Genomic DNA, 12,060 nt, shown 5'->3' with positions numbered 1-12,060 from the left:
GGTTATAGCTCCCACTGAGAAACAGGCATATCAATGCGACTATGTTGTTGGTAACTTTTAACGAGTTGTTGGCAGGCAGTTTGAAAATCGAATTGTTGCTCAAGCTGCGCCAGCTTATCTAATTGCCACTGCGCGCCATTTTGTTGGTTATCCAGCCGTTGCTGAATAACGGCTAAATATTGCGCACTTTCAGCGGCGTCTATACCTAAATCGGTAAGTCCTTTACTGGCGATTGGGACAAGTGTTTGCAGCACATCGCTGATTGCGACTTCTTCACAGCGATATTTATTGTTTAACGGCCATAATATATTGGCATTTAAGCCATATTGCGCCGCGCGATAAAAATTATATTCAGCATAGCGAAATGGGATCAAGCTGATCAGGCGTTCTATATTGTCAGCTAAGCCGTTGGCAAGTCCGATCGCAAATGCTGCATTTGCCACCATATCAATTGCACTTGGGCCAGCGGGAATCGCTCTAAACTCAATACGAATGTGACCATTGCCTTGATTGCTGTACACCGGACGATGCCAAGGCCATAAAGTGCCCATATGTAAATTTAGCTCATTTAGAGGCGGTAAAGTGGTACCGTCAGTATTTTCTGCTTCTTCTGTAATCGCAGGCAAAATTACCGGGTAGAGCGATACCGCTTCAGCAAAAAGTTGCCAAGGACTATGTCGTAGCCAGCCAAAGCCAAAGTTTACCCGTGTTGGCTCTTGCCAATTCACCTTATCACGGGCACGAATATCAAGTGATTGTTTAAATAGCGCAATTCGAGTTTCATGCCATAACTTTTTGCCAAGTAGAATCGGTGAATTAGCGGCGATAGCGGCGACTAACGGAGCAGTAAGTTGTGCGGCATTAAAGACGGATACAAAGCGTTCAGGCTTTACCATTAAATGCACTTGAAACGATGTGTTAGCACCTTCGGCACAAATATCATTAAAGGCTATTTTAAGCGACTCTTGGCCATTGATGTTGACTGAAAAAGCTTCGCCACGTTCTTGGTACAAATGATTGGCTAAACTCTGATAGCGAGTGAGTTTGGTCATGTACTCCACCGACAAATGGTGCTTTTCTAAGGTAGGCAAAATACCAATAGCAACAGGGGTGATATTGTGCGCTTGCGCTACTTCATGTAATTGCTCAGTTTTTTGTTTGATTTCTTGATGCAGTTGACTTAATGGTTGTTGGCTATGTAAAAATGCTGATAGGTTTAATTCAAGGTTATATTGATTAAGCTCAGGTTGAAATTGGCTATCGTTAAGTTGTTGCAGCAAAAACTGATTAGTAAAGCTAACGTTGCCACTATTACCTGTGAGGTACATTTCTAATTCAGCACCAATTTTAAGTGGTGCATCACCAAAGTTTGGACGCGCTAATATCGTGTTTAAGGTTTCTAATTGCTGGTAGAGTTTTTGTTTAAATTGTTGATAATCTTGCTTGGTAAATGTGCCTTTGTTTATCGCTGTGCCCATAATCTGTTGACGCCTTTTTTTCGTTATTTAATCGAGAGTTGTCATTATTTTTCGTTCACTGCAATTACCAGTATTGGCTATCACATCTTAAATTTCAAAGCCTTGCATCATTGGCTATCACTGTGACATGAAACGTCCGATAAATTGTTGATAGAGGTCAAAGTTTTTTGCAAAAGCGTTTTAGCGGTTTAAAATTGCTTTTACATATTTAGCAACACCTTAACTTTTTACATTTAGCTAAGTTGTTTCATAATCAATGTCGACAAGAACAACAAGGAATAGGCTATGCAAATTTTGAAAATACATCAGGTTGGAAAATGGTTATCACTGGTAATTTTATTAGTCACTAACCATGCGTTCGCAGCTGTGCCAGAACGCAGTAATGAAGATATTGCCAGAGATAAAACCAGTAAAGGCCAAGCAATCATTGAAATGGCCAAAATAACGCCAGGTATGAAGGTATTAGACTTACTGGGTGGTAGTGGTTATTACAGTGAGTTACTAGCCGCTAGTGTTGGGCACTCAGGGCTGGTTTATTTGCACAACAATAAAGCCTACATGCCTTATGTTGAAAAGCAATTAGTTGAGCGCTTGAAAGATAAACGCCTGCCAAATGTAAGACGATTTGATAAAGAGTTAGGTGATTTAGATTTTGCTGACGAAAACTTTGATGCGGTGTTTTTCGTTTTAGGCTATCACGATATTTATCATGTTACAGATGGTTGGAAAGTTGATCGAGACGCGCTGTTAAAACAACTGCAACTGGCGGTGAAAAAAGGCGGTAAATTAGTAATCATCGATCATGCCGCAAAAGCTGAAACCGGCACAAAAGACTCGCAAGATTTACATCGTATTGATAAACAATATGTGATCAATGAATTAACCAGTCTTGGCTTCGTCTTAGATACTGATAGCAACTTATTAGCTAACCCTGATGACGATCATACGCTAACACCATTTGAGCCAAGTATTCGGCGGAAAACTGATCGCTTTGTGCTGATTTTCACAAAAGCATAATCAGTTATTTTAAAAACAGTTTTATTTAAAAGAATTATTCTTTAAAAGAACGATTAAAAGCTATTTACAAACGTGCACAAGATACTAATTTTAGTATAAAAGCCCCGCAATAACGCTGGGCTTTTTTATGCCATTAACTTGTGGTTTTTTTAAGTTTTCTCAAGGTTAAAACAAGGCGAATTTAAGAACTTTTTAACGCGTTGACCTATCAACATCCCCGCTTAATATCAGCCAATAAATGTTGCTGAATATTTCACCAAGTGTGTCGAATTATGTCGAGCTATTGCAAGGCGTTTCTAGGCTGCAGTTTATCTTGATTTAACCGAGTTTCATCCTATTTTAACTAGCGAATAGTTACCTTGTTGTTACTTTTTATTCACAAACAATTACTTTGCTAAATTGCTTACTGAACGTATTTAGCTTGTTACGATTCAGGGACGGAGAATAAAATGAAACTAACGTCGACAGCACTTCGCTCACCAGCAGCTGTATCGGTTACTGTAGCGTTAATCCTATTAGTGGGGTTAATCAGCCTAGTTAAATTGCCCATTCAGCTTTTTCCAGATATTGAGCGGCCTCGTATTGCCATTCAAACTTTCTGGCGTGCAGCGTCTCCGCAAGAAGTTGAATCAGAAATTATTGAACCACAAGAGCGAGTGCTGCGTGGTATTCCTGGGCTGCATTCAATGAATGCCTTTGCCAACCGTGGCTCAGCATTTATAAATTTAGAGTTCGGCGTAGAAACCGATATGGATCAAACGCTGATTGAAGTGATCAGCCGAATGACTCGTGTGCAAAATCAGCCGCGAGATGCTTTGCCGCCAAGAGTTATGTTAGGTGGTTTTGGCGGTAATACTCCTGCATTGACTTGGTTCTTCTTACAAGCCTTACCCGGAAATAACCAGCCAGTAGATAGTTTTATCGATTTTGCCGATGATGTGATTAAGCCGCGTATTGAAGCAATTTCTGGCGTGGCTGGGGTTCAAACTTTCTCTGATCAAAATCGCGAAGAGCTACAAATTCGCTTTGATCCAGTTAAGCTTGCCGAATACGGCATTGAGATTCCCCGATTAATTTCACTGGTTACCGCTAGTAATAATATCTCTGGTGGCTTTGTCGATGTTGGTCGGCGCCAATACACCTTACGTTTCAACGGAAAATACAAGCAAGATGAACTGACCAATCTGATATTAGAGTCGAGAAATGGCAGTAATATTCGCTTAGGTGATGTTGCGAGCGTTGATGTTAGAAGACAAGATCGCCAGCAATTGGCAATTCAAAATGGCAACCCTGCATTTTCGATGCGCATTGATCGAGTTAGCGGCGCAAATGTCTTAGATACACTGAATCGGGTTAAGCAAGAAGTCGCACTGATTAACGACGAGTTACTGGCTGATAAACAACTAACTATGGTGCAATCATTTGATGCTTCAGTGTTTATCTATCGCGCCATTAACCTAGTGCGCAACAACTTGTTTGCCGGTGTCATTTTATCGATTTCGGTGTTATGGCTGTTTATTCGGCGAATACGGGCAACACTGATTGTCGCTACCGCAATTCCTATCAGTTTATTTACCACTTTTATTGTGCTGCATTTAACTGGCAGAAGTTTAAATGTTATTTCGCTCGCTGGCTTAGCCTTTGCCGTGGGGATGGTGCTAGATGCCGCCATTGTTGTATTGGAAAACATTCTGAGAATGCGTGAGCAGGGCAAAGATAATCATCAAGCCTCAGAACTTGGTGCCCAGCAAGTGTGGGGGGCGCTATTAGCATCAACGGCGACAACGGTGGCTATTTTCTTACCTGTGTTCTTTTTAAAAGATATTGAAGGGCAGTTATTTGGTGATTTAGCGTTAACCATTGCCATTGCGGTATCCGTTTCTTTGCTAGTTGCTGCGGTGTTATTGCCGGTGCTGGCGAAATACTTTTTACGTAACCAGCAAACTAGCGATCCACATCAACTGCTTTGGCAAAAGTTAACATCTACTGTGATGAGGTTGACCAATAATAAAACTAAGCGCTTAGTGATGGCTTGTGTCTTACTGCTAGTGCCAATTGCAGTGAGTTATGTCGCCATGCCCAAACTGGATTATTTACCGCCAGTTAAACGTGATGCAGTTGATGGTAATTTACAATTTCCACCGGGTGCCAATATCAACACCATTGAACGCGAAGTTGTTAGTAAAATTGTAGCGCGCTTACAACCTTATATGGATGGTGAAAAGCAACCGGCACTAAAAAATTACTACCTGTTTAGTGGGCCATTTGGCGGCAGCATTGGTGTTCGAGCGTTAGATCAATCCAGAGTGGATGAATTACTTGATATTGTTCGAAATGAAGTGCTGGCTGATTTGCCGGATACTCGCGCATTTGCCTATCAAGGCAATTTATTCGGCGGCTTCGGCGGTGGTAGACAAGTGCAAATGCAGTTGCAATCTAAAGATACCCGCGCACTGCAAGAGGCGGCAAAACAAGGATTAACCCTAGTTGATAACGCCATCGAAGGTGTAAGCGTTCAAGCCAATCCTGGTGTTGAAATGGCAGAGCCAGAGCTAAGTTTAACTCCAAATGATCGCATGATATTAGAGCAAGGTTGGGAGCGTCGTCAGCTTGGCAATGTTGTCAGAACGTTAGGTGACGGTCTTTATGTTGGTGAATATTTTAACGGCACTAAACGTATTAATATGATTTTACGTGCGGAAGGTTGGGATGATCCGGATAATTTAGGCGACGTGCCTGTGGTTACTGGCAATGGCACTATTACTCAACTTTCTGAATTAGTGCGAATCGATCGCACTGTTGGACCAACCCGATTAACTCGAGTCGATGGCAATCGCACAATTACGCTAAATATCAACCCGCCTCAAGGTTGGTCATTAGAAGAAACGATTGATGTCCTTAAAAATCAAGTTGAACCAAAGTTACGTGAACTGATGCCAGCAGACGGCCATATTTTATATGGCGGTAGTGCCGATCAGCTTGAAAAAGCCATCGGCGTGATGAGTGAGAACTTTGCTTTTGCTTTAGTCATTTTATTCTTGTTGATGGCGGCATTATTTAAGTCAATCAAAGATAGTTTACTTGTGGTTATCACTATTCCGTTGGCAACGGTTGGCGGTGTGTTGGCGTTACAACTGTTAAATCTTTTTGTCTTCCAACCATTGGATTTACTGACCATGATAGGTTTTGTCATTTTGTTAGGTTTAGTGGTTAACAATGCCATCTTGCTGGTGCACCAAACACGGTTGGCTGAGCTTACAGGTTTGAGTCGAGAGCAAGCGGTACAGCAAGCACTTTTACTACGACTAAGACCTATTTTTATGAGCACCGCCACTAGTTTCTTCGGTATGTTGCCGCTGCTGTTAATGCCTGGCACCGGCAGTGTTATTTACCGAGGTTTGGCTGCCGTGATTGTTGGCGGGCTAGCGGTAAGCACGATTTTTACCATAGTGTTATTGCCGTGTTTATTGCGCATTACCCGTCAGGATTTTTATTTAAAACACGCAAGTGCTACGCCAATGACACCTATTACTCATATTACCGAAAAGAATTAGTACCCAACAGAACTAGTACTCAACAGAATTAGGAAGATTTTATGAAAACGTCATTTTCAGTTATTGCCTTAACAGTGGCTTTTACTGTCACCAGTCATATTAACCAAGCCTTGGCAGCAGATGCGCCAAAACCGCAACTAGTTAGCGTAGAATATGCTAAAGCAGAACAAGTTAGCCCAACCATGTGGCTACCAGGCAATGTTATTAGTCGGCGCAACTCACCACTGTCGGCGGAACAAACGGGTCAATTATTGTGGGTAGAAGATGTTGGCACCAGTGTAAAAAAAGGCCAAGTGCTAGCCAAACTTGATAATCGCCATTTACAGTTGCGATTGGCTCAGCAGCAAGCAGAGCTTAAACAACATCAAGCTGGCGTTGTTTATTTAGAAAAGCAACAATCGCGGATGTCAAAGTTAAATCAAATGAATAATACCGCTTTAAGTGAATTAGAGCGCATTGTCAAAGACTTAGCAGTAGCGGTCAGCGAGGTAGATGCACTTAATTTAGCGATTGAGCAAACCCAACTAGCTATTGAAAAATCAGAAATAGTAGCGCCGTTTGCCGGCAGTATTAGCCAGCGCTTCGTTAATGAAGGGGAGTTAGTTACCTCAGGTCGCCCTGTGTTGCAATTGGTTGATACTCATCATTTAGACATCAAAGTTGCTGCACCTTTGTCAATTGCCCCTTTTATTCAAGCTAATGAAAGTGTATTGGTGAAATGGCAAGGGCAGTTGCTTGAATTGCCAGTACGCACATGGAGTCAGGCCGGCGATCAAAACTCTCGTACATTTGATGTTAGGCTTGCAGCTGATGGCAGCAATATTATGGCTGGAACTGCTGTAACAGTGTCACTGCCTAAAAGTGCTACTGCTATGGCGACTTTGGTTCCACGAGATGCATTAGTGTTGCGTGAACAAGAAACCTTTATTATGGCTGTTGAAGGTGAAGATGTTGCTAAGAAAGTTAATGTCTTAGTGGGACAAGGTATAGGCCAATGGATTTCAGTATCGGGCAATATTTCAGCTGGTGATGAAGTAATTATTCGTGGCGGCGAGCGTTTACAGTCAGGTCAAAAAATTCGCCGTGATCAAACAATCACTGAAGTGGCGGCTATCATAGACTAATCACTTATATTCTCTTGTGCTGGGCATCAACAATCGATAAGTTAGCTGTTAGTTTTTCTTAATTTGCGTGATTTTCAAACAATGAAGAAGTTGGTGGTGTTATCAGGTGCAGGGATGAGCGCAGAAAGTGGCTTAAAAACCTTTCGGGATGAAGATGGACTTTGGGAAGGGCATGATGTGATGGACGTTGCCAGTATTGATGGCTGGCACAACAATCCGGCGTTAGTGCTGGACTTTTATAATCAACGTCGACGCCAATTATTAACGGTAACCCCTAATAGTGGACATCAATTAATCGCATCACTCGAACAACATTTTGATGTCTCTGTTGTTACGCAAAATGTTGATGACTTACATGAGCGCGCTGGCAGTTCTCAGGTTATTCATTTGCACGGTGAGCTGTTAAAAGCCCGCAGTAGTGACGATGACACGCTTATTTATCCTTGTAAAACAGATATTGAACTGGGTGATAAATGCCAACTTGGTAGCCAGCTTCGGCCTTATATTGTTTGGTTTGGTGAAATGGTACCTATGCTTGATAGGGCGGTACCACTTGTAGAGCAAGCAGATATTATCATTATTGTTGGCACTTCAATGCAGGTCTATCCTGCGGCCAGTTTAGCTGGCTTTGCTAAACCTTCAGCAGATATTTATTACATTGACCCAAAACCGGCAATTAATCAGGCGATTAATAACTTACATCATGTCGAAGTGATTGCAGATATTGCCTCTATTGGTCTAAGCCAACTTGTTAAGCAGCTAACTTAATCATTCTATAGTTAAGACCTAAGTAGTGCCTTAGCAGAACCTTAGTTACGCCTTAGCAGAAAAACCTGTAAGTCTTTTTGGTTTTTTAAATAGGCGTTATAGCGCTCCGCTAGAAACGGGGCGAGTTGTTCGGTAGTTGCCATAGCAAAAGCGTTCGATTGATAAAATGAGTTAAGATATGGCTGGCTAAAACATACGATTTGGTCGAAATGTTTAGGTAGCGTTTGTTGGCTAAACGTGATCAGCTTGCTGGCAACTCCTTGGCCGCGAAAGCTGTTATCTACCACTAAAGCGTGTAGTAACAATTGCGTATTTTCCATCACTAACTGGCTATAGATACATGCCGCTATTACTTGGTCATTTTTACTAGCGGTAAACGCATGGTCAAAGCCTTTAAACTTAGCCGAGTATTGCTGAGCTTTATAAAACTGTTTTAGTACGCGTTTATCAGGCTCATGTTGGAAGGTAATAGGATAGGTAATCGATAGCGACAAATTGACTCCAGCAGTCAATAATCCGTTTATTGGTGTGGCAATTGTAGCGTATTAACGTGACATTCAAAATAATGTCAGTAACTAATGATTGTAAAACCGATTGGGGTTAAGTCGTTATTAAAAAAGCAGATATTAAAAAAGGTAGGTTAAACCTACCTTTTCAGTTAAATGTTTAGCTTGCACTAATCCCTAAATAATACCTATATGCGTAACGCTTTTTCGCCTCTAGCAATACCTACACAACCAGAGCGCACGGCTTCAATTATTTCAGTTTCGTTAGACATCGCCTCAATAAAGGCGTTAAGTTTGTCTGAATCGCCCGTAATTTGTACGGTGTAAACTTGTTTGCCAATATCGATTATTGCACCACGGAAGATATCGGTAATTCGCTTAACTTCAGTGCGAGACTTATCATTCATTGCTAATAACTTAATTAACAGCAATTCACGTTCGACATGCTTACGCTCAGTTAAGTCAGTAATTTTAATGACATCAATAAGCTTATTTACTTGCTTAATAATTTGCTCTAACACTCGGTCATCGCCAATAGTTGCAATAGTAATACGCGAGATGCTGGCATCTTCCGTCGGCGCTACTGTCAAACTTTCAATGTTAAACGCGCGTTGCGAGAACAAGCCAACAATGCGCGATAAGCTGCCAGGTTCGTTTTCTAATAAGATGGCTAAAATACGACGCATTATGCTTTTTCTCCTTTTTTGATCCACATATCATCTACCGCACCATGGCGAATTTGCATTGGGTAAACATGCTCAGTTTCATCCACTAAAATATCTAGGAAAACCAATCGATTTTTAATGGCAAATGCTTCCGCCATTTTTTGTTCTAGCTCACTTGGATGATTGATTTGCATACCAACGTGGCCATAAGATTCAGCCAGTTTGACAAAATCAGGTAGTGATTCCATATAAGATGAAGAATGGCGACCGCCATAAATCATATCTTGCCACTGTCTTACCATGCCTAGTGAACGGTTATTAAGCGACACAATGACCACTGGTAAGTTGTATTGTAAGCAAGTCGATAACTCCTGAATATTCATTTGGATCGAACCATCACCAGTGATACAAATAACATGGCTATCAGGAAACGCAATTTTAGCGCCCATGGCTGCGGGTAAACCAAAGCCCATAGTGCCTAAGCCACCTGAGTTAATCCATTGGCGCGGCTTAGCAAATGGATAATATTGCGCTGCAAACATTTGATGCTGGCCAACGTCAGAGCACACATAAGCTTCACCATTAGTTGCTTTATACATGGCTTCAACAACTTGTTGCGGCTTAATTTTTTCACTGTCGGTTTCGTAACTAACGCTATTAACTTGACGCCAACCATTAATTTGCTGCCACCAAGCATCATTAGTTGCTGGGGTGATTTGATAATTAATTGCATCCATTTCCGCCATTAATTGCTCGATTACCTTATCAACTAAACCAACTACTGGAACATGGGCGTTGATGGTTTTAGAAATAGACGTCGGATCAACATCAACATGGATTATCGTAGCATCAGGGCAGAATTTTTTAACATTATTGGTTACGCGATCATCAAATCGCGCACCCAAGGCTAAAATAACATCAGCGCCGGCCATTGCTTTATTGGCTTCTAAGCTACCGTGCATCCCTAGCATACCGATGAAATTTGGGTGTGTGCCTGAAATGCCACCTAAGCCCATCAGGGTATTAGTAATTGGCGCATTTAATCGTTCTACTAGTTGGGTTAATTGTTCTGAAGCATCGGCTAGGATAATGCCGCCACCGGTATAAACCACTAAACGTTCAGCTTTGGCAATGATTTTCACTGCTTTTTTAATTTGTTTAGGGTGACCGGTTTCTGTTGGGCTGTAAGAGCGAATTTTGACGTCGGTATCAATATGAAACTCACCTTTATTTTGTGGAATTAGCATATCTTTCGGTAGTTCAACTACAACCGGTCCTGGTCTGCCTGATTTAGCAATATAAAACGCTTTGGCAATGATATTAGGAATTTCTTCTAATTTTCGGCAATTAAAGCTGTGTTTTACGATAGGGCGAGAGCAGCCGACAATATCTGTTTCCTGAAACGCATCATCACCAATTAAGGTGGTGGCAACTTGTCCGGCTAATACCACCATAGGAATCGAATCCATATAAGCAGTAGCAATACCGGTTACACAGTTTGTTGCCCCAGGGCCTGAAGTTGCCAGTACTACACCAACTTCACCAGTTGCCCGAGTATAACCGTCTGCCATATGAGTGGCGGCTTGCTCATGTCTAACCAAAATGTGTTCAACTTCATTTTGGTTAAAGATGGCGTCGTAAATATCGAGTACTGAACCACCGGGGTAACCAAAGATGTATTTTACCTTCAATGCTGCCAATGCTTTTACTACCATTTCAGCGCCGGTATATCGCTCCGTTGTCATAATCTCGCCTTTTTCTTAAAAATAAAAAACCCCCGGTCTTTTCAGAGCGGGGGCTTTAGGTGAATTCATATTTAGATTTATTTTAAACAACACCAACCCCGCAATGATTTGACAATCACCACGACCACGAGCACTACGTTGAGGATTAAAGTTGTTTTCACTGTGTTTAATTCACATTGTTTTGATAAATCTTACCGTCTTTTTTAAGGCGTTTATTAGGGTATGTCAACCATTAATTACATTATGTTCGCAATTTATCTAAAGAATAGTTTAAGTATGCTTGACAGATATTGAATCTATTCAGATTAAAAATTTATTGGTCGGTTGATAAAAACTTACAAGTTTTTAACGTTCTTTCGATGAGGAACTGTTTGTAAAGGTTTATTATTAACTTTGTGATTTTATTTAAAATATCTTTGTTATTTTATGCCTTTCGCGTTATCGTGAATAAGCTCTATATATTTTTGGTTAACGCATTGTAACAACTTTCACTTAATTATTTTGTATACTCAATCTAGAGCGTAAATTTGCCATTACTAAAGGATGTTTATGATGAAGATAGTAAAAAAGGCAGCGTTAGTTGCATTAGTCGCCATTATGGCAGGTTGTTCTTCAACGCCAACTGCTAAAGTTAACTTTGATAGAAATGAACAAATTAGCACGGCTAATTACAAAACCTTCGCTTGGTTAACTCCATCAAAAATATTGGCTGCTCCTATTGGTATTAACTCTGTCGCTAAGGTAAGAATTGATAAAGCAATTGAAGCAGCGTTTATCGCTAAAGGTTATCAGTTAATTGAATCTGCCGATGATGCTGATTTCACCGTGTCATATACCGTAGGTAGCCGAGATAAAATTCGTGTAGATACTTACCCTGCATCATATCGCACTGGTTTTGGGTGGGGCAGAGGCTATTATGGTGGCTTTGCCATGGGTACTGAGTCTACCGTGAGAAGCTACACTGAAGGCAAATTAGCAATTGATGTTTTCGATGTTAAAACTAAACAGCCAGTTTGGCATGGTTGGGGCACAAAACGTGTGACATCCTCAGATAAAGATGACCCAACAACGACAATTAATGCTGTGGTTGATCAAATAATTATGCAGTTTAACTAGCATTGTAATACTAGTTTAGCTAAACCAAAAAAAGCGCTATTTAATAGCGCTTTTTTTGTATTTGACACTTGCTAGTTTGTTAATTTT

Annotated in this window: 9 protein-coding genes; 5 read left to right on the top strand and 4 right to left on the bottom strand. The window is 41.0% G+C overall.

Annotation, left to right across the window (positions count from 1 at the left end):
* Positions 1-2: 2 nt before the first annotated feature.
* Positions 3-1,478: a glutamate-cysteine ligase family protein gene (locus tag ACOB82_RS13275; RefSeq protein WP_448213454.1), complete on the bottom strand. Its 1,476-nt coding sequence runs from the start codon at positions 1,476-1,478 to the stop codon at positions 3-5.
* Positions 1,479-1,763: 285 nt separating this feature from the next.
* On the opposite strand from ACOB82_RS13275, the gene ACOB82_RS13270 reads away from it, so the two are divergent.
* The 4 genes from ACOB82_RS13270 to ACOB82_RS13255 all read left to right on the top strand — a co-directional run bounded on the left by ACOB82_RS13270 (position 1,764) and on the right by ACOB82_RS13255 (position 7,941).
* Positions 1,764-2,495, top strand: a complete 732-nt coding sequence (locus ACOB82_RS13270) for a class I SAM-dependent methyltransferase (protein ID WP_448213453.1) — start codon at positions 1,764-1,766, stop codon at positions 2,493-2,495.
* A gap of 449 nt (positions 2,496-2,944) precedes the next feature.
* On the top strand, positions 2,945-6,049 hold the full coding sequence (locus ACOB82_RS13265) for an efflux RND transporter permease subunit (RefSeq protein WP_448213452.1): 3,105 nt from the start codon (positions 2,945-2,947) through the stop codon (positions 6,047-6,049).
* Between the two features lie 41 nt (positions 6,050-6,090).
* The gene (locus tag ACOB82_RS13260; protein WP_448213451.1) at positions 6,091-7,173 is read left to right on the top strand and encodes an efflux RND transporter periplasmic adaptor subunit; all 1,083 of its coding nucleotides are present in this window, start codon (positions 6,091-6,093) and stop codon (positions 7,171-7,173) included.
* A gap of 81 nt (positions 7,174-7,254) precedes the next feature.
* Entirely contained in the window at positions 7,255-7,941 is a 687-nt protein-coding gene (locus ACOB82_RS13255) for an SIR2 family NAD-dependent protein deacylase (protein ID WP_448213450.1), read from the top strand.
* 41 nt (positions 7,942-7,982) lie between these two features.
* Here the strand turns inward: ACOB82_RS13255 and ACOB82_RS13250 are convergent, their stop codons facing one another.
* The 3 genes from ACOB82_RS13250 to ACOB82_RS13240 all read right to left on the bottom strand — a co-directional run bounded on the left by ACOB82_RS13250 (position 7,983) and on the right by ACOB82_RS13240 (position 10,857).
* A complete protein-coding gene (locus ACOB82_RS13250) occupies positions 7,983-8,435 on the bottom strand; it encodes a GNAT family N-acetyltransferase (protein WP_448213449.1) in 453 nt (150 codons plus the stop codon).
* 200 nt (positions 8,436-8,635) lie between these two features.
* Positions 8,636-9,133 (bottom strand): acetolactate synthase small subunit, encoded by a 498-nt coding sequence (gene ilvN / locus ACOB82_RS13245; RefSeq protein WP_448213448.1) that lies wholly within the window; start codon positions 9,131-9,133, stop codon positions 8,636-8,638.
* Positions 9,133-10,857 (bottom strand): acetolactate synthase 3 large subunit, encoded by a 1,725-nt coding sequence (locus ACOB82_RS13240; RefSeq protein WP_448213447.1) that lies wholly within the window; start codon positions 10,855-10,857, stop codon positions 9,133-9,135. Before ACOB82_RS13240 ends, ilvN begins: the two co-directional genes overlap by 1 nt.
* Before the next feature lie 549 nt (positions 10,858-11,406).
* Between ACOB82_RS13240 and ACOB82_RS13235 the strand changes: the two genes are divergently transcribed.
* The gene (locus ACOB82_RS13235; RefSeq protein ID WP_448213446.1) at positions 11,407-11,973 is read left to right on the top strand and encodes a DUF4136 domain-containing protein; all 567 of its coding nucleotides are present in this window, start codon (positions 11,407-11,409) and stop codon (positions 11,971-11,973) included.
* The last annotated feature ends 87 nt before the right edge of the window (positions 11,974-12,060 follow it).

The organism is Colwellia sp. MEBiC06753 (assembly GCF_053470325.1).
This window is presented reverse-complemented; position numbering and strand designations above follow the sequence as displayed.

Coding starts and splice junctions, on each gene's coding strand:
- ACOB82_RS13235 (WP_448213446.1), top strand. CDS start 11,407: ATGATGAAGATAGTAAAAAAGGCAGCGTTAGTTGCATTAGTCGCCATT.
- ACOB82_RS13260 (WP_448213451.1), top strand. CDS start 6,091: ATGAAAACGTCATTTTCAGTTATTGCCTTAACAGTGGCTTTTACTGTC.
- ACOB82_RS13270 (WP_448213453.1), top strand. CDS start 1,764: ATGCAAATTTTGAAAATACATCAGGTTGGAAAATGGTTATCACTGGTA.
- ACOB82_RS13255 (WP_448213450.1), top strand. CDS start 7,255: ATGAAGAAGTTGGTGGTGTTATCAGGTGCAGGGATGAGCGCAGAAAGT.
- ACOB82_RS13275 (WP_448213454.1), bottom strand. CDS start 1,478: ATGGGCACAGCGATAAACAAAGGCACATTTACCAAGCAAGATTATCAA.
- ilvN (WP_448213448.1), bottom strand. CDS start 9,133: ATGCGTCGTATTTTAGCCATCTTATTAGAAAACGAACCTGGCAGCTTA.
- ACOB82_RS13265 (WP_448213452.1), top strand. CDS start 2,945: ATGAAACTAACGTCGACAGCACTTCGCTCACCAGCAGCTGTATCGGTT.
- ACOB82_RS13240 (WP_448213447.1), bottom strand. CDS start 10,857: ATGACAACGGAGCGATATACCGGCGCTGAAATGGTAGTAAAAGCATTG.